General features: G+C 45.2%; 24 protein-coding genes. 11 read left to right on the forward strand and 13 right to left on the reverse strand.

All coding sequences use genetic code 11. The features are described 5' to 3' along the window. Nucleotides 1-273, reverse strand: a 273-nt coding sequence (locus QUB61_RS03990) for a helix-turn-helix domain-containing protein (RefSeq protein WP_333189827.1), incomplete at its 3' end; no start/stop codon positions are given. A 154-nt stretch (nucleotides 274-427) separates the two neighbouring features. On the opposite strand from QUB61_RS03990, the gene QUB61_RS03995 reads away from it, so the two are divergent. The 4 genes from QUB61_RS03995 to QUB61_RS04010 all read left to right on the forward strand — a co-directional run bounded on the left by QUB61_RS03995 (nucleotide 428) and on the right by QUB61_RS04010 (nucleotide 4,065). After that, nucleotides 428-571, forward strand: coding sequence for a hypothetical protein (locus QUB61_RS03995; protein ID WP_333189829.1), 144 nt, complete (start codon nucleotides 428-430; stop codon nucleotides 569-571). A gap of 537 nt (nucleotides 572-1,108) precedes the next feature. Further along, complete coding sequence (locus QUB61_RS04000; RefSeq protein ID WP_333124204.1) at nucleotides 1,109-2,059, forward strand: type I restriction-modification enzyme R subunit C-terminal domain-containing protein; 951 nt, start codon at nucleotides 1,109-1,111, stop codon at nucleotides 2,057-2,059. A 53-nt stretch (nucleotides 2,060-2,112) separates the two neighbouring features. Further along, nucleotides 2,113-3,438 carry a phthiocerol/phthiodiolone dimycocerosyl transferase family protein gene (locus QUB61_RS04005; protein WP_333124207.1) on the forward strand — a complete coding sequence of 442 codons (1,326 nt, stop codon included), beginning with the start codon at nucleotides 2,113-2,115 and terminating at the stop codon, nucleotides 3,436-3,438. Between the two features lie 42 nt (nucleotides 3,439-3,480). After that, nucleotides 3,481-4,065 carry a type I restriction-modification system subunit M N-terminal domain-containing protein gene (locus QUB61_RS04010; protein ID WP_333124484.1) on the forward strand — a complete coding sequence of 195 codons (585 nt, stop codon included), beginning with the start codon at nucleotides 3,481-3,483 and terminating at the stop codon, nucleotides 4,063-4,065. 153 nt (nucleotides 4,066-4,218) lie between these two features. Here QUB61_RS04010 and QUB61_RS04015 read toward each other — a convergent pair whose 3' ends face one another. The 6 genes from QUB61_RS04015 to QUB61_RS04040 form a co-directional block, all read right to left on the reverse strand. Then, a complete protein-coding gene (locus QUB61_RS04015) occupies nucleotides 4,219-5,277 on the reverse strand; it encodes a potassium channel protein (RefSeq protein ID WP_333124210.1) in 1,059 nt (352 codons plus the stop codon). A gap of 376 nt (nucleotides 5,278-5,653) precedes the next feature. Then, nucleotides 5,654-8,512 (reverse strand): AAA-like domain-containing protein, encoded by a 2,859-nt coding sequence (locus QUB61_RS04020; RefSeq protein WP_333124213.1) that lies wholly within the window; start codon nucleotides 8,510-8,512, stop codon nucleotides 5,654-5,656. 160 nt (nucleotides 8,513-8,672) lie between these two features. Beyond that, the gene (locus QUB61_RS04025; protein ID WP_333124216.1) at nucleotides 8,673-8,981 is read right to left on the reverse strand and encodes a type IV pilin-like G/H family protein; all 309 of its coding nucleotides are present in this window, start codon (nucleotides 8,979-8,981) and stop codon (nucleotides 8,673-8,675) included. A 275-nt stretch (nucleotides 8,982-9,256) separates the two neighbouring features. Beyond that, nucleotides 9,257-9,778, reverse strand: a complete 522-nt coding sequence (locus tag QUB61_RS04030) for a type IV pilin-like G/H family protein (protein ID WP_333124219.1) — start codon at nucleotides 9,776-9,778, stop codon at nucleotides 9,257-9,259. A gap of 116 nt (nucleotides 9,779-9,894) precedes the next feature. Then, a complete protein-coding gene (locus QUB61_RS04035) occupies nucleotides 9,895-10,455 on the reverse strand; it encodes an SPFH domain-containing protein (RefSeq protein ID WP_333124222.1) in 561 nt (186 codons plus the stop codon). Nucleotides 10,456-10,516: 61 nt separating this feature from the next. After that, nucleotides 10,517-11,062: an NfeD family protein gene (locus QUB61_RS04040; RefSeq protein ID WP_333124224.1), complete on the reverse strand. Its 546-nt coding sequence runs from the start codon at nucleotides 11,060-11,062 to the stop codon at nucleotides 10,517-10,519. Nucleotides 11,063-11,237: 175 nt separating this feature from the next. On the opposite strand from QUB61_RS04040, the gene QUB61_RS04045 reads away from it, so the two are divergent. Then, nucleotides 11,238-13,040, forward strand: a complete 1,803-nt coding sequence (locus QUB61_RS04045; RefSeq protein ID WP_333124227.1) for an AAA-like domain-containing protein — start codon at nucleotides 11,238-11,240, stop codon at nucleotides 13,038-13,040. 3 nt (nucleotides 13,041-13,043) lie between these two features. Here the strand turns inward: QUB61_RS04045 and QUB61_RS04050 are convergent, their stop codons facing one another. After that, nucleotides 13,044-13,223, reverse strand: a complete 180-nt coding sequence (locus tag QUB61_RS04050) for a Uma2 family endonuclease (RefSeq protein ID WP_445300175.1) — start codon at nucleotides 13,221-13,223, stop codon at nucleotides 13,044-13,046. Nucleotides 13,224-13,488: 265 nt separating this feature from the next. Between QUB61_RS04050 and QUB61_RS04055 the strand changes: the two genes are divergently transcribed. Then, nucleotides 13,489-14,589, forward strand: a complete 1,101-nt coding sequence (locus QUB61_RS04055) for an iron-containing redox enzyme family protein (protein WP_333124229.1) — start codon at nucleotides 13,489-13,491, stop codon at nucleotides 14,587-14,589. Between the two features lie 20 nt (nucleotides 14,590-14,609). On the opposite strand, the gene QUB61_RS04060 is transcribed toward QUB61_RS04055, so the two are convergent. Both QUB61_RS04060 and QUB61_RS04065 read right to left on the reverse strand, forming a co-directional pair. Further along, nucleotides 14,610-14,852 (reverse strand): hypothetical protein, encoded by a 243-nt coding sequence (locus tag QUB61_RS04060; RefSeq protein ID WP_333124230.1) that lies wholly within the window; start codon nucleotides 14,850-14,852, stop codon nucleotides 14,610-14,612. A 9-nt stretch (nucleotides 14,853-14,861) separates the two neighbouring features. Beyond that, on the reverse strand, nucleotides 14,862-15,581 hold the full coding sequence (locus QUB61_RS04065; RefSeq protein ID WP_333124232.1) for an SAM-dependent methyltransferase: 720 nt from the start codon (nucleotides 15,579-15,581) through the stop codon (nucleotides 14,862-14,864). A gap of 248 nt (nucleotides 15,582-15,829) precedes the next feature. Here QUB61_RS04065 and QUB61_RS04070 point away from each other — a divergent pair, with 248 nt between their 5' ends. Beyond that, nucleotides 15,830-16,474 carry a hypothetical protein gene (locus QUB61_RS04070; protein ID WP_333124234.1) on the forward strand — a complete coding sequence of 215 codons (645 nt, stop codon included), beginning with the start codon at nucleotides 15,830-15,832 and terminating at the stop codon, nucleotides 16,472-16,474. 614 nt (nucleotides 16,475-17,088) lie between these two features. Here QUB61_RS04070 and QUB61_RS04075 read toward each other — a convergent pair. Both QUB61_RS04075 and QUB61_RS04080 read right to left on the reverse strand, forming a co-directional pair. Continuing rightward, entirely contained in the window at nucleotides 17,089-17,331 is a 243-nt protein-coding gene (locus QUB61_RS04075; RefSeq protein WP_333124236.1) for a ChaB family protein, read from the reverse strand. Between the two features lie 201 nt (nucleotides 17,332-17,532). Next, nucleotides 17,533-18,009, reverse strand: a complete 477-nt coding sequence (locus tag QUB61_RS04080) for a YqhA family protein (protein WP_333124239.1) — start codon at nucleotides 18,007-18,009, stop codon at nucleotides 17,533-17,535. On the opposite strand from QUB61_RS04080, the gene QUB61_RS04085 reads away from it, so the two are divergent. The 3 genes from QUB61_RS04085 to QUB61_RS04095 all read left to right on the forward strand — a co-directional run bounded on the left by QUB61_RS04085 (nucleotide 18,004) and on the right by QUB61_RS04095 (nucleotide 20,801). Continuing rightward, complete coding sequence (locus tag QUB61_RS04085) at nucleotides 18,004-18,135, forward strand: hypothetical protein (RefSeq protein WP_333124242.1); 132 nt, start codon at nucleotides 18,004-18,006, stop codon at nucleotides 18,133-18,135. The two genes, QUB61_RS04080 and QUB61_RS04085, sit on opposite strands and share 6 nt — an antisense overlap. Nucleotides 18,136-18,873: 738 nt before the next feature. Continuing rightward, nucleotides 18,874-19,929 (forward strand): hypothetical protein, encoded by a 1,056-nt coding sequence (locus tag QUB61_RS04090; RefSeq protein ID WP_333189831.1) that lies wholly within the window; start codon nucleotides 18,874-18,876, stop codon nucleotides 19,927-19,929. 68 nt (nucleotides 19,930-19,997) lie between these two features. Continuing rightward, nucleotides 19,998-20,801 carry a DUF4142 domain-containing protein gene (locus tag QUB61_RS04095; RefSeq protein ID WP_333124248.1) on the forward strand — a complete coding sequence of 268 codons (804 nt, stop codon included), beginning with the start codon at nucleotides 19,998-20,000 and terminating at the stop codon, nucleotides 20,799-20,801. A gap of 566 nt (nucleotides 20,802-21,367) precedes the next feature. Here the strand turns inward: QUB61_RS04095 and QUB61_RS04100 are convergent. Next, complete coding sequence (locus QUB61_RS04100) at nucleotides 21,368-21,736, reverse strand: Lin0512 family protein (protein WP_333124251.1); 369 nt, start codon at nucleotides 21,734-21,736, stop codon at nucleotides 21,368-21,370. A 304-nt stretch (nucleotides 21,737-22,040) separates the two neighbouring features. Here QUB61_RS04100 and QUB61_RS04105 point away from each other — a divergent pair, with 304 nt between their 5' ends. Next, nucleotides 22,041-22,955 (forward strand): branched-chain amino acid transaminase, encoded by a 915-nt coding sequence (locus QUB61_RS04105; protein WP_333124254.1) that lies wholly within the window; start codon nucleotides 22,041-22,043, stop codon nucleotides 22,953-22,955. Nucleotides 22,956-23,046: the final 91 nt, after the last annotated feature.

Consider the following 23,046-nt stretch of genomic DNA (forward strand, 5'->3'; position numbering starts at 1 on the left):
TTGAGCTAATTGTGTACAATCAAATGTTTGTTTTCTACCGCGACCTGGCTTATTATATAGTCCGAGCATTCCCTCGGCCTCCCATCGATTCAACCAGTTATACATAGTCTTATGACTGATTTTAAATATTTTCTTCAAGTCTTTATTTTTGACACCTTGCGAAACCAAGATCAAAAAATGTGCTCTTTGACGCACTTGATGATGTCTACTTTCACGATAAATTCGGATTAGTAATTTAAATGAAAGTGGATTAACATCTCTAAGTAAAAACATACACAATATCTCTCTGTACAACTCAATAGTCTTATTGTAGCATAATGTTTGTTTGTGTAATTAATTTTGCTTAACTACTTACTCAGAAGTGGATGAGTTGATTGAGTTTACTGAAGAGTTAGCAGCTTAATTTTTTATATCCAAGAGGAGAGATATGAAATTTATTTCTTTGACACTGGTGGCTGCGCTTGGGGTTTTAAGTCCAGCAATGACAGCTTCGGCAATTTCAGACGTTGTGTGGAAACCTGTTCCTGGAACAAAGATTAGACCTCTTGCAAAAATCCTTTCGATCAATTGATGGGACGGGCAAGATGCCTATCCCACAAGAGTTATTTTTTCTTGTGGGATGGGCCGAAGAGCCCGTCCTATTTATTTTTGCAAGAGGTCTATTAATAATGATTTTTGGTATGTAGGAACTAACACAATAAATAGACAAGGGGCTCGTATTACCTTTGATGTGAGGACTAACTCAAAACAATACGTGCTGTACTCCGCCAATTGCCAAACTCGGATGATGCAGAGACTAGCAGAGGGAAGCGTTAAAACCGGAAAAATTGTAGTCTATGAAAGATATCGAGAAGCGTACTTTCCCCCTAATGAAGTTCAAAGAAAGGTGCTGAACTACGCCTGCAGTCAAAAAAGGTAGTAAAATCAGGTTTCTACAAGTACCGGGTTTTAAATTGTGCTCGCTGGCGCCGAACTCCGATCGCCAGTTGACCCAATTTTGGAGAGATTACGATAACTTTATTTAGATAATCAAGAGTCGGCAGATTGTCAGCAGGCAATTAGGGATTTACGGCAGCAAATTAACCCAATTCCCCGCGATGCGTTTAGCGTGCAGCAGGTTTATTCTCAGATTGAGCAAGCTTGGACGGATGGATTTTGGCGGTATCTGAGTCAGCGCAATATTGATTTTCTCCGCACTCAGGTTGCGCCGCTGCTGAGGTTTGTGGCGGGGGTGGATGTGGCGGCGGCGACGTTTACGAATAAGGTGGAACGGTTGAAGCTGGAAATTCTCACCGATGGGGCAAAACCGGGGAGGTTGGAATCGATCGCGGAGGATGTGAGTCGGTTGCCGGATTTTGTGTTTGAGGACTCCCAGCGTCGGGGTTCGGCGGATTTTTGCTTGTCGCATCGGCTGCGGAGGGCGACACCGGATGAGTTAAATGGGGCTCACGCTTCTTTGGCAAATCAGATGAGAAATCGGCGTCAGCGTCCCAGTTCGTTTATTGAGATTGATTTGGGCGATCGCATTGCTACCAGTGGTTATATCAGCTTGCCAGAAGGGGGAGAACAGGTTTATGTGGAGGAATATCGCCAACGAGTTGAGGCTAAGGTGTTGGAGATTGTGGAGACTCACCGGACAATTGCAGCAATTCGCAACCGGGAAGCAGTGACGGACTTGCAACTGGTGGCGTTAGAGCGTATTCTAAGGCAGGAGTTAGGTGGGGGAAATGTGCAGTTATCCGAGTCGAATATTCGCAAGGCGTTTAATCTGAAGGTGAATAGTTTATTATCGTTTCTGGGAGAGTTGTTCGAGATTGAGGCATTGCCGGATTATCAAGATGTGGTAAGGCGGAATTTTGAGGATTTTATTGCCCAACGGCAGTTTAACTCCAATCAGATTCAGTTTTTAAGGGCCGTGCAGAATGTGTTTTTGAAAAAGCGGCGGTTGGAAGTTCCGGATTTGTATGAGGCACCGTTAGATCGGTTTGGGGAGGATGCTGTGGAACGGTGGTTTACTCAGCAGGAAGTGGATGAGATGATTGAGTTTACTGAAAAGTGAGCGGCTTAATAGTTAATGATTGATTTCAGATAAATAAAAGAGCTATTAAATTTATGAATAACAACAGAGCGCTTTCGGTCATAGAACAAGCGATGGAGCTATTGAACCGCCAAAATGGCTCATTAAATATAGTAACAATCAGCCGGATAAAAGGTGAAATTAGGAAAGAGATTTTGAGGCAGGCGTTAGATGCGATCCAAAGTATTCATCCTCTACTGAACTCTCGGATAGTTGGAACGCTCGAACATCTCGAATTTACAAATCAAGGAACAGGAAAAATTCCTTTATGTGTAGTTTCACAGGGCATACATGACAACTGGCAAGATGTTGTGACAGAAGAATTGAACAAGACTATTGATAGCAGTCAGGTTCTGCTAAGATGCGTTCTTATTTACAAACAATCCGAAATCAACACCAGCTATTTAATCACAACTGTACATCATGCCATATCAGACGGATTATCTTGTATAAGCTTACAATCAGAAATCTTGAAATGTTACCAAATAATTACCTCGGGAGATTCCATTGATATAGATTGCGAGTCTGCTATTCCACCCTTAGAGGAATTATTACCTAAATGGATGAAAGGAAAGAAAGGGATCGACAAGGGCAAATGGTTTTTGCTGAAAATGAAATTACAAATGCTTTTACACAAACCAGAAACATTAGAGTCTGAAGAGACGGTTCCCATTGAGTCTCGTAGTTGTGGCATGAGTCATAGATTCTTAGAAAAAGAGTTAACCCAAAAATTAATTGAACTTTGTCGCCAAGAAAAGACAACAGTTCAGGGGGCATTATGTGCAGCAATGCTACTTACAGTAGCTAATAAAATTAGCAGGGAAAAGCCAAGAAGCATTAAGGTTTCATGCCGTTCTTATGTGGATCTGCGCAGGCGTCTAGAACCTCCTATTAAACAGAAGAATATGGGGTTTTTCGCTTCATTTTTAACTTCCTTCCATCAGATAAAACCTCAGATGTCGTTTTGGGATTTATCCAGAGATATTACTAAGAATATTGAATTAGGTTTAAAAAGAAAAGATTTTTTTAAGCCTTTAATGATGTTGAGAAAAATCCTTGAATATTATATTGACAATCCTGATGAATTATTGCTCACAATTTCGGTGACTAATATTGGCAGAGTTAATATTTCTGAAGTTTATGGGGATTTGGAAATAGAAGAAATCAGTTTTCTTCTGTCTAATGCTATTTTCGGCAAAATGTTTGCAGTTGCAACGGCTACTTTTCAAGAAAAAATGCTTCTTAATTTCATAGCATCTAAGCCTTCACTTAGTCAAGAGACTATAGAGATGCTTGCTACAGGTGTCATCAATTGTCTGATTGAGGTTTGCCAAGAAAAGGTTATAATGGCTGTCAAATAATGGCAAAAGAGGAAAGAAGTCACCCATGCTAAGGAGCCCGAACTGCGATCGAAAGTTGACCAAATTTGGGATAGATTGTGGTCGTCGGGACTATCGAACCCGATGGATGCGATCGAACAATTCTCCTATCTGCTATTCCTCAAACGCCTAGACGACGCCGAGAACCAGCGCGAGAAACAGGCCAAACGCCGCAATCAACCGTTTGAAACGCAAATTAACCCAGAATTGCGGTGGTCGCACTCGATTAACTTTAAGGCAGATCGGGAGCTCAAGCATCTTCGCGATCGGGTTTTTACCTGGTTGCGGACGGCGGGGACTGAGGGGAGTTCTTTTGAGCGATATATGCAGAATGCTGAGTTTAAAATCAGCAAACCTGCGACGCTGATTGAAGTCTGCAACTTGATTGATGAGATGAAAATCTCGGAACAGAATCAGGATGTTCAAGGCGATTTGTACGAATATCTGCTGAGTAAACTCAATAGTGCCGGGCGTAACGGACAGTTTCGCACGCCTCGCCATATTATCCGCATGATGGTGCAGATGGTTGACCCCAAACCGAAGCAACGAATCGGGGATTTGGCGGCGGGGACTTGTGGGTTTTTGGTGAATGCCTGCGAGTACATTTGAGAACAGCACAGCGAACCGGATGAAAAAGGAAAACCGCAGTTAATCGGGGATTTACTCAGCGACGAAGAACGGGAGTTTCTGCAAACAGAAGCTATTACTGCAGCATTGATCGAGAGAGGACTAAAGTCCTTACTACAAACCTAATTAATCGTATTAGTTTGGGGGTCGGGGGAGGCGAAAACTCAGGGGACTGAGGATTTGATTGAGGGTGCGCAGTTGTTGTGCGGTACCCAAACAAATCAGCATATCTCCTCCTTCGATCGCAGTGTCTCCAGTAGGCCCCACAATCAAAGTCCCGCCAGCGCGCCGCACCGCTAAAACCAAGGCCCCCGATTGCGATCGCAACTTGGCATTTCTCAAAGTTTGCCCGACGTAGACACAAGTATTGGGATCGATCAAAAATTCCTCCATGTAAAAAGAACTATCCGTGCCCGTCAAAACACCGTCTAAAAAATCCATAACTTGAGGCCGCAAAGCAGCCGCCGCCATGCGTTTTCCCCCGGTAATGTATGGGGATACAACGGCATCGGCGCCGCCCCGCTGCAACTTCTTTGCGGCTTCTTCTGTGGTGGCGCGGGCGATCGCCCGTACCTTCGGATTCAGAGTTTTCGCTGACAGGACAGTGTATAAATTCTCGGCATCCGAAGGCAAAGCTGCTACTATGCAAAGTGCGCGATCGAGCCCGACATTCAGCAAAGTTTCGTCCAGAGTCGCGTCTCCTTGGACAGCCGTGTACCCCAGCGCCAAAGCTGCCTCAACCGACTGCACCGCCGAATCTATCACCACAAAAGGAATATTTTCTGCCTGAAATTCCAAGGCAATCTGACGCCCAATGCGCCCAAAACCGCAGAGAATGTAATGCCCGATCAAAGAATCTACCAATCGTCGCTGCTGCCTAATTCTTGCTCCTTCTTGAAAATATCCTTGAATCAGCGCTTCTGTAAAGCGGTTGACGATGAAACCAATCACAATCACGCCCATCAAAATCAGGCATATGGTAAACATTCGCCCGCGTTGGCTTAGGGGCTGAAGTTCACCGTAGCCCACAGTTGCTAGGGTAAATACTGTCATGTAAGCGGCATCGAGCAAAGACCATTTTTCCACTTGCCAATACCAGAGAGTACCGGTGCATAAAATGCCGCCAAGGGCTATGACTCCGCCCCTTAAGTCTTTTTGCAGGCGCTGGTACTTTTGCTCTAGAGTTGAATACACCGATCGGGCTGACCTATTACCTATTAGCTGGTCACCATTGTAACCATATCAGCCCTAGACGCAGGGGGGGTCAATCGATTTTCGATTTGCGATTTTAGATTTTAGATTGATCCCAGGGATAAATGCGGGGGCTTGAGGATTTTCGATTTGCGATTTTGGATTGATTCCACGGATAAATCACGTGGCGGGTACCACCTTTGAAATTCGCTTGTCAAAAAGCCGGTTTTTTCCTAGATACTTTGCTGCAAAACTCAAGATTTTGACTCTTGACAAGGCCCAAAAACGGATACCGTGCCACGTACTTAAGTCGTGGAAAGATAAAAAATTTAGACCCTAGTTCAAGCTCCCAGATTTATCTGTCGGGTCAATCTAAAATCTAAAATCTAAAATCTAAAATCGACTGACCGGTTTTTTTTTGTCTGAGTCCCGACTGAGTTCCAATCCCGTCGCAGAGGTGGCGATTGTTTTGATTGGCGATCGGATTTGTCTGAAAATAATTGCGGGCTCCATTACAACCCTGCTGCAACAAATCCTCAAGATTAAAATTCCACAGCATCACCGTACCGTCAGCACTAGCACTAGCGATCGCCTTGCCGTCTGGACTAAAACTCGCACTCCAAACAGCATCCTTGTTACCTTTTAAAGTTTTGAGCAATGTACCGTCAATGTTCCACAGCCTCACCATTTTGTCTGTGCTTGCAGATAGCAACATTTGACTGTCGGGACTAAAGCTGATATTTGTCAATCCACTTGTATGCTTTAAAATACTTAGCGGTGTGCCGTCTTTACTCCAAATTCTCGCATTTCCCCCAGCACTTGCAGTCGCCAGCATTGCTCCGTCGGGACTGAAAGTTACACTCATAATTTTATCACTTTCAATCTCTAAGCTTCGGAGCAATTGAATATCGGTGCTTGCTTCGATGGACTGCTGTTTTTGCAACTTTTCCACAACCTTTGTCAAACTCCAAAGTTTAACAGTACCATCAGTGCCAGCCGCAGCAATTATCTGACACTCTGGGCTAAAACTCGCGCTGGTTATCCAACCTCGCTCGACTTTTAAACTTGACAATTCTTCACCGTTGATTGTCCAGAGTTTAACAGTTCCATCGGCACTTGCTGAAGCAATGATTTTACCATCTGGACTCAAACATACGCTTGTTATTTTACCGCTGTGTCCTTTTAGATCGTGAATCAATTTGCCATTTTTTTGCCAAATTTTTACAGTGCGATCGTCGCTGGCTGAGACAATAATCTCACCGCTAGGATTGAAGATTGCCCTTCTAATTTTATCAGTATGCCCTGTCAATGTTGCTTGCAAAGTTCCATTAGTTTGCCAAACTTTGATAGAATTATCATCGGTAGCAGTCACAATCGTTTGACTGTCAGGACTGAAACTCGCGAAAGCAAGGCTGCTGGCTTGACTCTGCAAGCGGCGGCGTTCCCGAAAGCTGTAAACTGCCTGTTCGAGGGCGATCGCCACTCGCATCTGAATATCTGAGCTGACTCCGAGCGATCGGTTCATTTCTGTAACAGCTCTAATGCTTTCTAGCAGAGATTCCTCTTTTTTATCGGCAGAAAACAGCGTTTCTGATAGTAGACTGAGAGTGAGAATTTTGTTGTTTCTTTCTTCGATTGATGGTTTAATCCAAAAGGCTCCTATCAGAATTAATATCAGTATTCCTGCTGCTGCTGTAACTGTTTGCACTCTCAGTTGTTGCTCGCGCCAAAGTTTAGCTGCAATCACTTTTTTTTGCTTTTGTGCTTCGCTTAGTTCCTCTAGTAACTTTTTTTCGCGTCGCAGCTGTTCTATTTCAGCTTGATGCTGTTTTTCTTGACAGCGGAATTGGGCTAATTCCGCTTCTTGACTAGCATTTAAAAATTGATAATCTTGGGTACACAAGCTTTTATTTGCCGCCCATTTTCTGGCATCTTCCAGTGCTTGACCGCGCAACAAGCGAGATTCATCTTGACAGTTTTTAGCTATCCATGCTGTTAGAGATTCGGCATAGGGGCGCAAGTCACTGAGTGCTTTTTCTACCCAGTTTGGGTTGAATATAGCTGCGTAAATGCGGTTGTATACAGTTAATTTTCCAGCTCGTTTTACTACTAATCCGCTCAGCCGCAATTCTGTTTGTTCGGGAGTATCATCTGCCCAGATTCCTCCAGCATCCCTTAACAAGGGTAATTCAGGCATTTCATCCCCCGTTTTTAAGGGGGGTTGGGCGGGATCAAAGGGTGGCAATATTTTTTGATATAATCCTAATAACCTACTGGCGTGGTGGTGATTTCTAAGAAGGCGATCGCGAATTGTTTTGAGGTGTACCGGTTCATCGGATGATTCCCAATTATCAATAATATGAGATTGCACTATCTCGCTAATTAATAATTGATTTGTAGGAAGACTTTCAGTCGTGATTTCATCCGTTGAGTCTGATATAATAGAAGCCGCTGCTAAGCTTTTTACATTGTGCAGAATCAGCTTGCAAAGCTTTTGAGTCAGAAAGGGCTGCCCTCCAGTCCAATCCAAAATCTCTTTTAAAATCTCTTGAGGATTGTCTACTTTTCCCTCAAATCCCTTTGATAAAGGCAGAGCTTCCTGTAAGTTAAAACCGTGCAACTCAATAGCTAAACCGATATTAAAGGGCGTGCGAGTTGCATCGCTAATTAAATCCGATGGCGTAGCTACTCCCAGCAAAGCAAATGTTAGCCGCTGGTATTCTGACTTCTGAGCGCGTTTGTTGTAGCAAGCTCTAATTAGGGCAAAAAAATCATCTAGCGGTTCTTTGAAACTTAGAACGCTATCAATTTCATCAATAAAAATGACAAGAGGTTGAGGAAGTTTTGCCAGTAGCAACTCTTCAATTAACTCTCCTAAGCGCTGTACTGGCGACATCAACTCTCTCTCCTGCCACCAAGTCATAAACTCGACTGGGTTAAACAGGTTGAAACTGCACAAGAGTTTGTAAGCGACGCCCCCGTACCACTTATCTAGAGAGACTTGCTGGTTGCCAATGTCCGAAAGGTCGATCGTAGCACAGGCAATGCCATCAGCGGAGAGCTTTTGTACAGTTCGCACCAGCAAGCTGGATTTGCCCATTTGTCGGGAATTGAGCACGTAACAAAACTCTCCAGCTTTCAGGGCTTGATAAAGTTCTGAGTCAGCTTGTCGCACTACATAAGTAGGTGCATTTTGCGGGAGACTGCCGCCGATTTGATATTGGTAATCCACTGTCATTATCTAGCCTCTAGTAATAACGGTCTGTCAGTTCTACTGTGCCTGTAGCACAAGAAATTTTACCATTGTGATTGGTGGGTTCTGGTGGTTTAATTTTACCAGCAGAATCAGCTTTGCACAATATAGATGTGGTCGTTATTTTATTCTTAGGAGCATTTGATTAAAAATTTTTAGCAGGAATTACAAAGACACCACCGACATAGCTTTTAAGGTATTTTTGCTTTGATACTCCATAATTCAATGTTGCTTTTTTAGTTATCAGAATGGAATATTTGTAATTTTCTGTCTCGGTTTTAATGCCAATTCCTAAAGCCTTAACAGAAGTGCTAAAAACATTTTTTTCTGCAAAATAGGCTGGCTGACCTTTGTTGATTGAGCTAACATACTCTCTGGCTGACCCTTGCTTTCTGTTCCTAACCTTAGCCATAAATGATGGCACAGCGACCGAAATAAATACTCCAATCACCATTAAAAGCACTAACCACCTACCATTATTAGATGCAATGCTATAGCCATCCTAAATCATTTGTAAATTTCTTACTCCCTCCCCGAACTCGCGGGGAGGGTTGGGGTGGGGTAAAAAAATTACGACTCCTGCAAGAATTGCTATAGCTAATTTAGAATTTTGTTGAGTCATAGTTTTCTATCCTCTATGTTTGTAGTAAGGACTTTAGTCCGGTAAATCTCAATTGAATGCCGATTTGATATTGGTAATCGACTGTCATTTTATTGCGTATAGTTAGATTATCTGGTTACTTGTGTTGTGCCTTTACCACAAGCAATTTTACCATTTTCATAAGTGGGTTCCGCTGGTTTAATTGTACCGGGAAAATCAGCTCCGCACAATATGGATCTTGTAGTTATTTCCTCTTGAGCAGCATTTGGCTCAAAGTTTTTAGCAGGAACCAGAAAAACACCACCGACATAACTTTTTAAGTTTTTTCCCTTGGCTACTGCATAATTAAATCCTGCTTTCTTAGTGGCGCGAACTGAATACTTGTAATTTGTTGTCTCCGTTTTAATCCCAATCCCCAAAGCATTAACAGAAGTAGCAAAAGCACTTTTTTCTATAAATAGGGCTTGCTGTGCGCGGTTCATTGAGCCAACATACTGTTTTGCTTCTGAAATCATAGGTTTATGGGTACTATTCAGAAATGATGGCAGAGCGATCGCGCCAATTACTCCAATGACCATTAAAAGCAATAAGCATCCGCAACCGCCATAAGTCGCATTGCTAAAAATTGATTCTTGATTGTTAGTCGTCATGCTTTTGTCTCCTTAAATGGTATGTACGAGGCGAATTAAATTCGGCGAGGCAGAGCCAAAGCATCTGCGTTACCAGGAAGAGCCTGGTAACGAGGAAAACGAGGGAATACTAATCTCTAAGCTCGCAGCTTTTGTACTTCTTTCCGGTCAATGGATGTCGGCCCAATCACTTTACTGCCGATCGCAAAATCGCGCAATTCCACTCTCGTAAACTTCACACCCCAAGGATCTGTCGTTGTATCCAACTCTTCCACTAAAGCATTATTGATTTCATTGCGAGCCGTGTAAAGTTCCTCCAGAGCTAATGTCGCAATGTGAGTCCGAATTGAAAGAATCAGCATATTTAACATCGCTTCCTTGAGATTCTGCACTTTGTAGGAAGCTTTTTCTAAGTCAATGATTCGCCAGTACACAATAAAATCAACGGTGATGGCCACCCGATCGCGCGTTGTGCATTCTTGCGGTGGCAAGTTTAAAATTTGCTCGCGCAGAGTTTGTTTATAGGCGACTGTTTCGACAAAGGGAATCAAAAAAGTCAAACCAGGTTCTAGTTTTTTTCGATCGTACTTTCCGAAAATTTCAACTAAGGCCTCATCTCCTTGACGGACGATTTTTACGCTGCTGGCTAAGGATACTCCGGTGATTGCAAACAACACCATCAAAAAATACTGATACATAGTGAATCTCCTGGTAATTTTAAACTGTGAACTAAAGATGAATTGAGGTTGTGGCGAAGGTTTAGCTGTTGATATGAATTAATCTGTCAGGTACAACAATCAGCGTGTTTCCTTCGCGGCGCAAAACGTAAACTTTTTGTCTGGGTGCGATCGCCCCATAAGAATCTTCATTGCGAGCTTTCCACGAAGCCCCTTCATAAATCACCATTCCGGTTTCTCCGGGGAAAATCTCGGAGATTGTTGTCGCTTCCGTTGCTTCGGGAATCACAAACTTTTTGCGAACAATGAAAATCGGTCGAATCCAGATGCTCAGCGCGAGGGCTATCCCCATCCAGTAGAAGATTTGCCAGTCAAAATCTTCATACATTATGTTCGCCCAACTAAACTGAAATGCTACAGATCCCCTCCACAAAATAAAGGATTCAATTAAAGCCGAAGCTCCCATCATTAGTAGGTAAAACCTGTATTTCTGGGGTTGAGTTTTGATGATTAACAGCTCCATCGCACTAAGCACAACTCCGATCAGCAGCCATAAAAGGGGCGGGGTGAAGGCGAAACCTGGTTGATTAGTGGCTGACGCCAGCGACAAAATTAGGATAGAATACACAATGCTTTTACCTCGTTTTGATGGGATTCAACCTTGTTATTTCTAATCTAATCAGGCGGCTATTTGAGTTGGCGACTGAGTTATTTGAAAAATCATCGACTTTTCATCGACTTTTCATCGACTTTAGGGGCGGTTGGCATTTATGATAGTTTCAGTGTCTTGATTGTGATAAGCAATGCCACGATCGCTAAGGGTGCGCGAAGAGTGCATTCGCGCAGTTAAATCCTGTCTCCTGAGAAATGGCTTTCCCAGTCAGAAAATCCTGGCTGAGGATTTAGGGATGGCGCAATCTACTGTCAGCCATTTTCTGAATGGCAAACCTGTGGATTATGCCAATTTCATCGAAATTTGTCGCGGATTGGGCCAGGAATGGCGCGATATAGCTGATTTTGAGGCGAATTCAGACCCAGAGGAGGTACTGCTTGTGAGAGCAAAAGTGGCGATCCTCTTCGAGGGCTTTCCTTCGGATCGCAACGCTTTCGCCAACGCCCTCACGACCTCACACAACACCCTTTCCCAGCAGTTACACCAAGCTTTGAGTGCGGGAGGCCACGAAGTCTTTTTTATTAACAACAGCAGCGATTCACTCTCATATTTAAAGCGTTGCGATTATTTGCTGTTACTGCTTTCCGAAGAATCGGCCGCTAGCGAAATGGTATTGGAACAAGTGCAGCTAGCCAAGGAATTGCAAAATCTTACTGCTCGCAAACCAGCAATTTTACCGATTTGCGTTGAATTAAATACACCGCTTTCCTTTGATTTACTGAGCTATTTGGCAGGAATTCAGCCCTGGCTGTGGCGCGGTGCTGGCGACTCATTTAAGTTATTATCACAAATTTTAACCATTATCAAAGAAGGTCGCACATCGTTAACGACCGACCATGAATTGGCTGTAGAATGGAAAGCAATTACTAGCACAAAACAGTCAATAATTCAACCCCTGTCAGCAGCGCCGCCAGAATTGCCGGGAGGACAAGTTGAACTCACTTCTTATCTTTATATCGATCGCCCTCCGATCGAATCCCGCTGTTACGAGACGATCGCCCAGCCGGGAGCGCTGATCCGCATAAAAGCACCCAGACAAATGGGCAAAACTTCCTTGATGGCGAGGATTTTGCATCACGCAGAACAGCAAGGTTCTCGCACGGTAGCGCTGAGTTTTCAGCTAGCAAATCGGAAAATATTCGCTAATTCAGATACATTTTTGCAGTGGTTTTGTGCTAGCATCGGTCAAGAGTTAGGAATGCTGGAGCAGTTGCCTAAGTGTTGGCAATTAGCCGATTTGATTGGCAGCAATCAGTGCTGCAAGGCTTATTTTGAACAGTATTTACTGTCAGAATCCTCAAGACCTCTGACCTTAGGCTTGGATGAGAGCGATCGCCTGTTTGAATCGCCGGAAATTGCCGATGATTTTTTTGGCTTATTGCGAGCTTTACACGAAGAAGCGAAACGGCGAGATATTTGGAAAAAGTTTCGCTTGGTTGTGGTGCATTCGACGGAAGTTTATATCCCGCTGGATGTGAATAAATCGCCGTTTAATGTGGGATTGCCGATTGAATTGCCGGAGTTTAATTCGCAGCAAGTGCAAGAGTTAGCAGCGCGACACGGTCTCAAGTGGAGTGCTACAGAAGTGGCAAAATTGATGGCGTTAGTGGGAGGACATCCCTATTTAGTGCGGCTGGCTATGTATCGCATTGCCCGTCAAGATGTGACTTTAAATCAATTGCTGAACTCGGCAACAACGGAGGCAGGAATTTACAGCGACCATTTGCGGAGGCATTTGTGGAATTTAGAAAAATATCCAGAATTAATTGAGGCGATGAGAGAGGTTTCGAGTGTCTCAAAGCCAGTCAGATTGAGGTCAGAATTAGCGTTTAAATTAAATAGTATGGGCTTGGTGAAACTGGAGGGCAATTATGGCAGTGCGAGATGCAATTTGTATCAGGAGTATTTTCGCGATCGCCTTGACTGCAAATAATCCCTATTTACCACTGTAACGGTTAACAGTTGGCTGGCGGTAAACTAAGCAGTTTTCCTGTAAATTGACAATCCATACTTCCTGAATGCCCGATCGAGCGTAAATAGGATTTTTCCCGCCTCTGTCATAGTCTATTGAACTGTCAGCTACTTCGGCACTGCCATAATTTAGGGTTTCTCTAATTTTTTAGATTAACAGCGGTAATCAAAAAGTACAACTTTGGTGGAGATTTTTTTAACGAACCGCGAAGGCGCGAAGGACGCGAAGGAAGAAAAGAGAAGAGAAGAGAAGAGAACAAGGGTAAGGCAAAAATATCTATCGATGGAAGGGTGTATGCGGCTGACTGATTCGCTATCTTGAAATTAAGTAGCCATAATATTCAGCAATCTGCAACGGTTGGCTGTTTGGGCAGGCAGCACAATAATTAGAGTTAGCATAACTAGATTCCATGCAAAACACGATAGAGATACTTCCTTCTTCAGACTCGCGGAGTGTTTCCAAAAAGCAACCCGTACTCCCAAATTATGAAGCGGCCGAGGGGCAATTTGTCGATTTGCTAGAGCTGGAGGATTTAGACAAGACGGTGGCGACAAAACCGTTACTTGTCAGCGATTTTGAAAGCGCGATCGCAGTGGCTGTTCGATCGGCTTATCAGGAACCGAACGGCGATGAGGCCGCTCACCGCTTCTTGCAGCGGGTGCTTTACCGTATCAACCGCCTCAACTTGTTTTGGTACGACGATTTGCGCCGCTACAATAACGAACGATCGCACTATTTGCGTTCTGTGCGCGATCGCATTGAGGAACCTTGGCAGCAGTGGGAAACCGCGCAAATCGACGTTGCAGCGCTGCAAAAATTGCCGGATGTCAAGCAAGCGCTGCGCGATCGCGCGGCCGCCGATGTCGATCGTCCTTTGAACGAGACCGATCGCTATTTGCGGGAACAGATGACAGCAGCCGGATACAGACACCTGCTGGCGATCGGTTCTATCGACGGTTTAGTTGAAGCCAGCCACCTTTCTCGCATCCTCGGCGGTGTCGGCAACGAAATTCAGTCAACGCTGACGCGGGTGCTGATCGAAGAATACGGCGGCGGTCGCCTCCCCCGCAAGCACTCGACCTTTTTTGCTCAAATGCTGGCTGAATTCGATATGAGTACAGAACCGGAAGCGTACTTCGATTTAGTGCCTTGGCAAGTGCTCGCAAGCATCAATCACAACTTTCTGCTGACGGACCGCAAGCGCTATTTTCTGCGCTACAACGGCGGACTCACTTATTTTGAGGTGGCGGGGCCCGTCACTTACCGCAATTATGTAGCCGGGGTTCAGCGTCTGGGCCTCTCGGAGGCTGCGATGAGTTATTGGGAACTACACGTCCGAGAAGACGAGCGTCACGGCCGCTGGATGGTGGATGAAGTGGCGATCCCGCTGGTTGATAGATACCCGCAGGATGCGTGGGAGCTGGTGTTGGGGTACGATCAGGCGAAGTCGATGGGCGATCGGGCTGGGGCTGCTGTAGTGCGATCGATCCAAACCGCAGAACACAATTAACGGCTATATAGTAGGGTGCATCAGTCTTTGATGCACCCTATATCTTGCACCGTTCTTAATAAGCCTTTGAGGAACAGGCTTTCCGGCCTGTTCCACAAGAAATACACTCTTTGAGGAACAGGCATCTTGCCTGTTGCCTTCTCAATCAGCCTTTGAGCAACAGGCAAGATGCCTGTTCCACAAGAAATACACTCTTTGTGGAACAGGCATCTTGCCTGTTGCTGACAATGGTGCAACATCTCAGAGGCACCCCACCCTACCACGGCTGTATTTTAAAATGCTGTCATTAACTTAATTAGCTCGATCGACAAATCTCTTTGCGCTTTTTGCTGCTTCTTAAACAAAACTCCCGCCAGCAGATAGATATTTTCCGAATAAAAAGCCATTCCCTGTTCTCGCAGAGTGGCGATCGCGCTTTTCACCTTGGGTTCCGAGCTATAATAGCCAAAATTTAAAGGTGCAATTTCAAAATTCGCAACCGAGTAGCCGCGATCCAAGGCATAATCGATCAAACCCACAGGATTAGAATAGCTAGAAACCATCAACAAAACTTCATCGCAGCCCAAAGATAAAAGTTTCTTAGCAATTGTACAACCATCACTTCCCCCGTGCAACAGCGGCTGGTAAATCTTATCATCCACCGCCGGCAAGTAAGGCGGATTTGAGATTACACAATCCGCCGACTGGTATAAAGGCGAATCAAAAAAAGAGCAATTGTTGACGGTGTATTGTTCGCTCAGTTCATATTCCTTAATTTGAGACTCAGCAATTTTCCAAGCTACTTTATTTAGCTCAAATCCCTCTATTTTCCCGTCAAAATCCGTTCTCAGCAAAGACTTAATAACTGGACTTCCCTCTCCTGAACCAAACTCTACTATAATTCGAGAAGGGTTCCTGCCATTTAACACTAAACTTTCCAAGCAGTGCGCGTAAAAATCCGATTCTTCCGGGCAGTGGAATACCTGTTTCAGAGGATGGGATGAAGTGATCATAAATTCTGTAACAAAGTTTACTATTTTAAAAATATCCAATAAGTAATATTGTAGCCATCTGTCGGAAGAGCTATTTTATCAACTTGTGAAATCTATCTCTTCCTGTTTAACCTGCGGCGACCGAATAACTATTACTGCCGACATATAAGAAAATTAACGAGATTAATCCGATTGACAGATTGCAATTAGAGTGATTGCTGTTGAGATCGTATATAAGTAACTAATTGTAAATTTTAAGAGTGTCAGATATGACCTTTTTTAATTATTCAGTTCCGCCTCTGCGCCGCAAACAACTTAACATGGACGTTCAGGAGTTAGAAGGGCTTTGGCAGGTTCAGCTTCCCCTTGGGAAAGAGCGATTTTATTCAAAATTTTATACTTGTCTCGATCGAGCTTGCCTGCTGTGGAGCTTGCTGTTAATACCCATGTTCGGCACGGCACAATTTTTTCCTGTGAGTTGGATGTTGCAAGCAGCTTTGTGGTCAGTGCTGGGCCTCGTAGGTACAGCAGCAATGGTAAGCATGACATACTCTTGGGTCAAAATAGAACGCCTGACTTGGGTGCTTTATGGTTGGGTAATACTCATGTTATTAGGATTGGTGCTGACCGATTTGGGCATTTTTTTGGGTTGGGGAAAAGTGTTGGCGAATCTCTGTCCCCTGTGGTTGGGAATCTGCGGAATTGGGTATTTGGGGACTGGATTCGCAGTGCGATCGCGCGCGATTTTAGCAGCAAGTTTGTTTCACCTGGCGGCGATTTTAATTTTGCCTTACATCGGCGGCTGGTCTTTCCTATTTACGGGAGCAGTAATGGTATTTAGCTTGCTGGTTTTAGCCGAATTGCAATGGGATATGCAACACCCGATTAATTACGCTGCATTAACTCCCCAATAGCTGCATTTAAATCAGGAAGAACACCGAATCCGACACCTATCAACCTAAATCATTACCTCACGGTCAGTCGATTTGAGATTTGAGATTTTAGATTTTAGATTTGAGACTACAGCAGCATTTAAATCATGAACAGCACCGAATCCGACCGTTACCAACCTAAATCATTACCTCACGGTCAGTCGATTTGAGATTTGAGATTTTAGATTTGAGATTTCGGCGCCAGCGCGAGCGTCGGAGGATTTGAGATTGACTCCACAGATAAATCTCGGACCTAGAACAAGAGTCGAAAATTTTCGGCTGCTGGCGACTCCTGTCGTTCGCAAGTATCCGTTTTCGTGCTGGGTCATCAGTACATGGCGAATGACGGATGATATTATGTCCGCTCGAACAACTTCTCTCAAATTGGTTATTAGTGAGGACTTTAGTCCTTACTAATAACCTGAGCTCCGTTATTTTAGCTGGATATGACTGATGACTCATGAGTAAGTAGGTACGCGCCAAAAAAACACAGTATTTTGTAGGAGCGGGTTTACCTAAAAATCACTTTTATTGAAGCCAGCTTATGACTGCTCTCACCCGCCCTTTCCATGTACTGTTTATTTGTAACCACCTACTTAATTGCCACCAGACTGTACAGATTTGTTGGTTTGGTTAGTATCGTCGCCCTTGTGATGCCACGTGCCGCCTTCGCCTTGAACATATTCAGATTTTACGCTGTTCCAAGCAACGCGAGTAGCAGCATCTTCGCTCATTCCATCTTCGCTAGCGCTTTTAAAAGCAGCTTGAAAAATTTGCTGTGCTCCTTGGGGCAGTTCTTGTGCTTCTGAAGGTAAGGTGTCAAATTGTTGTTCTGGCATAATGGTTTCCAATTATTAAACATAAGTTTTATCTTATATACTTCAAGGAACTACCTTCCTCTCTCTAAAAGCAAGTTTGAGATGCCATTATTATCAGTCTGAAGACAGATGTAATATTAAATTTATTGTGAAGATATAATGCAATTTGATTGCCGTTGCTGGTTCAGCCGGATTTGGCTAATTTCCCTGCTCAAACAGCCATTAATCTGATTTCGGCTTTTTCACCTGCGAACTTAGAAAATACGTCAGCGCAGCGATTACTAAAGCGATACCTGCTCCCAGGGGAAGGATGTTCGTCCCGCCGTTCCACCGAACTACCTCAGAGAGAAACAATACACTCAACACGACTACAATGACGCTGGTGAGTTTGGTTTTCAGGTCGTCGATGGTGTGAATTTCCAGCCAGATGGGTACTTTGATGCGATCGTCAATAAACAGCTCGTAAAGTCCGAGTGCAGTAATGTAAAATACTGTGGCGAGGAGAAACAAATCTACAACTTCGATGCAAGACAGAATCAGTTGTTTCGAGTTTTCGCGGGAAACCGGTACTGTAGTTGTGTGGCCGATGGTAATGACGGTTTCCAGGGCACCGTAGATCAAAAGCGTCACAGACGCAGCAAAAGAACCGAATACAGCGATTAACATTAGATAGCGACTTCTGGCAAGAATTCGATGCAAGTTGATGTCTCCTTGGAAAATGTGTTAGAGAACAAGCGCTCTCTGGCATACCTTTGGCTTTACTATATCAGAGTTAGCCCGATCGCACTCACAAGCAATTCTGACGAGTGCGCCGCCGCTGGTTAATTGAATGTCGCGCGAACCCGACTCGGATAGCCCTCAGTTCGCCTTCCGGTTTAACGCAAGTCAAATCCCTGTCAAAACCCTTGCTGTAACTGGGTTGTAGGCGCTCTGGGACTAGGAGGGTCGATCGCGCATTTTGAGATAATTTATTTTCCTGGAAAAGTTTGAGCGGTATTCTGCGAGTGCCGAAATTGCCAGCAGCAAGTTAAGGAAAAATAGCGCTCTAAAAAATTTTAAACCAACTCATCAGGCGACGCGCTAACCCAAAATTGACGGTGAGAAAATCAAGAATTTCTGCCTCAAAGCACCAGCAGCCGGGGAAAATTTATAGGAATATCCGCGCGCTTGTCTCAGAAACCCTGTTGATTCGTATATGTCTCCTTACTCAACCAAAAATTTTTCAGCTCAACCCGGTTTCTATCCCCCGCGCGCAAGTTTTGATTTAGCTAGTAGGCCCCCCAATCAAATATCATCCACCACCTGAAATAAAACGCCCTTTTACCAAATATTCCTAAAGACGAATGGCGAACTTGAACGATACATAATAGTTTATAAACTATTAAGGCTGCGGTGTAATTTATCGGGGGAAAATAATCAACGGAACGGGACTCGCATTAGCTCCCTTACCTTCATTAATTCCGCAGCAAAGGTTACAAAAGTCCCACGTTACGCTGTCAATTGAACCCTGCGGTTTTGGCATCACAAGCGATCGCAGCACTCTACGTAAAAGCAAAAATTACCATGAAATCTTCTAAATTGTTGAAAGTTGTTTTAGCAAGCGCTTGTTCTTTAGGTTTAGCAACGGTTTCCTTAGCAGTGCCTGCTTCAGCCCAGTCGGGAGCCGGCGGTGCTGGCGGCGGTGCTGGCGGCGCTGCTGGCGGCGCTGCTGGCGGCGGTGTTGGCGGCGCTGCTGGCACAAGCGGTACGGGTACAAGCGGTACAGGCACAAGCGGTACAGGTACAACTGGTACGGGTACAAGCGGTACCACAGGCACCGGCACTGGCACAAGCGGTACCACAGGCACAGGCACGGGTACAAGCGGTACGGGTACAACTGGTACGGGTACAACTGGTACGACAGGCACCGGCACGGGTACAACTGGTACAACCGATACGACTGGCACCGGCACAACGGGTACAAGCGGTACGACTGGCACCGGCACGGGTACAAGCGGTACGACAGGCACCGGCACCGGCACGGGTACAAGCGGTACGACTGGCACCGGCACGGGTACGACGGGTACGACAGGCACCGGCACCGGCACGGGTACGACGGGCACCGGCACGGGTACAAGCGGTACGACAGGCACCGGCACGGGTACAAGCGGTACGACAGGCACCGGCACGGGCACAAGCGGTACAACTGGTACGACTGGCACGGGTACAACTGGTACAACTGGTACGACAGGCACCGGCACGGGTACAAGCGGTACGACAGGCACCGACACGGGTACAAGCGGTACAAGCGGTACGACTGGTACGGGTACAAGCGGTACAACCGGTACGCCTGGCACGGGTACAAGCGGTACAAGCGGTACGCCTGGCACGGGTACAAGCGGTACAAGCGGTACAACTGGTACGACTGGCACGGGTACAACGGGTACAACTGGTACGACAGGCACCGGCACAACGGGTACAACTGGTACAACCGGTACGACATCGGCGCCGGCTGCTACTAATTCTGGAGTTTTGAGTGCTCGGGAGGATCGCCCCAACAATTTCGGGTGGCTGGGTGCTTTGGGCGCGTTTGGTTTGATCAACTTGTTTCGGAAAGGCGGTACACCCTCCGCTGACTAGTTCGGGCGATTCCCTACGGGATAGCTTCGCACGCGCGGACTTTTGAAAACTTACAGGCTTAGAAATTCATGACTTCACTAAATCGCAAAAGTTTGTTCAAAAAATTGGTTACTGTTGCCGGAATTGCCGGCGTTAGTTCCTTGATAGCTGTGCCGGGATTGGCAGAATTAAACCGCCAGACTCACGGCTTCAACCAGTCGGGCGATCGGGTTTTCGATCTTGCTGATAACGCTACCGACGATCGTACTGCTCCTGGGTCTCCTGCTACCGAGCCGAACAACAATAACAATCCCGGCCGTTCTCCCAACACTCCAACTACTCCCAGCAACAACAATCCCGGCCGTTCTCCCAACACTCCAACTACTCCCAGCAACAACAATCCCGGCCGTTCTCCCAACACTCCAGCAGGTGGCCAAACTTCGCCTAATTCTCTCAGCAGCAGAGACAGAACCTTTGTCATGCAAGCAGGTCAACTTGGTATGATGGAAGTGGAACTCGGCAGATTGGCAGTGGAGCGCGGTTCTAGTGCTGGTGTGAAACAGTACGGGCAACAAATGGTAGAGGAACACACTCGGGCAAATCAAGAACTGATGCAGTTAGCAAGGCAAAAAAAGGTAGAATTGCCAACCGAGATGAGTACCCAGAACACAGCTACGATCGATCGACTTTCGGGACTCTCCGATAGAAGTTTTGACACTGCTTACAAGCAGGCTATGATTGACAGCCACAATCAGGCTATTGCTCTGTTTCAGGCACAATCTCAACAGGGACAAGATCCCCAGTTGAAGGCTTGGGCCACCCAGAAGTTGCCGAACCTTCAGGCGCACTTGGAAATGGTTGACCAAATGTTGGCAGATACCAGCCAGCCATAATATGAAGTAGAGTCCGATCGCCTAAAACCCGATCGGACTCTACCTCTTCTGCTCCGAGAGGGAACACTACTAAATTCTTTTAAACCCTATAATTTTTGAGAACAATGGAAGATTTTCTCCGCAACTTGTTGGGCAGCAATATTACAGTGACGTGGCTGTTCTTAATCGTAGGGTTTTGCTGGCTTGCTTACATACCCGGCCGCCTGAGAAATTAAAAATTATCACTTAAAAGTTCAAAATTAAGTAGGTAGGCGCAAATAAATCTTAGCGTGCAACGCACCTATTCTAGGGTGCCTCAGAGCCTGAGATTTTCTACAGTATTTCATGCGAGCTCTCTGAGGCCCCTACAATTTAGTCTATATTAATCATTTTTTAACAGACAGGCGATCGAACTTCACCGCAGATTTATTCAAACAATACAAAATTAATTATATCGTTTCCCGTTGGATGGGAATGATAAAGTCAAGGTCAATAATTCCACCTTCCCCAACGGACGACTCCCGACTCCCGACTCCCGACTCCCGACTCCCGACTCCCCATCATAAGGAGTGCAACCGGAATTGATATTAGTCCTGAGTTTCCACAAAAACACTCACAGCCGCCACAGCGATTAGCATTTCATCATTTTTATCATTCAGAGAGGCGATCGCCCTTCCTGCCACAATCATGCCCCCTTGCTCCACAATCAGAGTTTTGCTGCCGAAAGGAAGTACCGCCAACACCTCCTGGGCGCGCACTTGTTCCGGGTAAGGAACGGCCACCTTAACCTCAACAATCATCTGATTGGGGTCGCTCAAACCCGCCACTTCCCAGACACCCAGCAAAGCATTGTGGGCGATCGCATTCCGTACAGCCCTTGCACAGGCTACAGTCGGTTCCTGCCCGTGCTGGTCTATACCCATCCCCATTTCAATGATGAAACATTTACGTGCCATAGTAGCCCCTTGGTTGATTTTTGTTTTTAGTCGTTAGCGAAGCCCTCGAAGAGGATCGCACTTTTTCCCAAAACAATTATCAACCAAATAGACCGCTCTTGATATTATTTTATAAATTGATATAACCAGATAATAATCCCAGTTAAAAAAAACAATACAACTGTGGGCGATCCAAACTTATATCGAATCAGTCATTGCCAATTCTTCAATTCTTTAATCTAAAATCTCAAATGGTATAACTTATGGTAATATAACCAAATTCACCATTCCTCGCGGACTGCCAAACTCATCGCCAGCTTGAATCATGGATAGTTTTCTGCCAATTGCCTACTTTCAAAACCAATTTCTCCCATTTACCGACGCCAAAATTTCCATAGCCACCCACGCACTGCACTACGGAACCGGAGTTTTAGGCGGGTTGCGGGGAATTCCCGACCCCCAAAATGCCGATCGAATCTTGCTATTTAGATTAGACCGCCACTGTCAAAGATTAAGTCAAAGTGCCAGCTTCCTGCACTGCGATTGGCCAGCCAGCAAAATCCAACAAATAATCATTGATTTTGTCAAGAAAAACCAGCCAACAAAATCATTTTATATCCGCCCTTTTATCTACACATCCAGTTTAGGAATTGCCCCCAGGCTGCACAACGTAGACACAGACTTTTTTGTCTACGGATTAGAACTTTCAGACTATTTGCCCAAAGAAGGAGTCAACTGTAGAATTAGCTCTTGGTACCGCCAAGAAGACCGCAGTTTGCCCTTAAGAGGTAAAATTAGCGGCGCCTACATCACCTCAGCTTTAGCCAAAACAGAAGCAGTAGAATCCGGCTTCGACGAAGCAATTATGATGAACACTCAGGGAAAAGTCAGCGAAGCTTCAGGAATGAACATATTTGTCGCCAGAAACGGTAAATTAGTTACTCCCGGTTTCGAGCAAGATATTCTCGAAGGAATTACCAGAGACAGCGTCATCACAATTGCCCGAGACTTAGGAATTGAAGTCATAGAAAGACCAGTTGACAGATCGGAATTGTTGATTGCAGACGAGATTTTCCTCTGCGGAACCGCAGCCAAAATTACCCCAATTAAGCGAGTGGAAAACTATCACTTGCCCAAAAACCGACCCATCACCGAAAAGATTTTGGACAAACTGACGGAAATTATCGAAAATCGCGATAGCAATTATAAAGAATGGATATTTCCGATCGATCTTAATTAACCAAAAATACCTGTGCTCGTAGAAGCGACTTCACTCTCACTCGTTACCAGGCTCTGCCTGGTAAAGCAGATCCGGAGGCTCTGCCTCCACA

It is taken from the genome of Microcoleus sp. C2D2 (assembly GCF_036702495.1).
In the GTDB taxonomy this organism is placed as follows: domain Bacteria; phylum Cyanobacteriota; class Cyanobacteriia; order Cyanobacteriales; family Microcoleaceae; genus Microcoleus.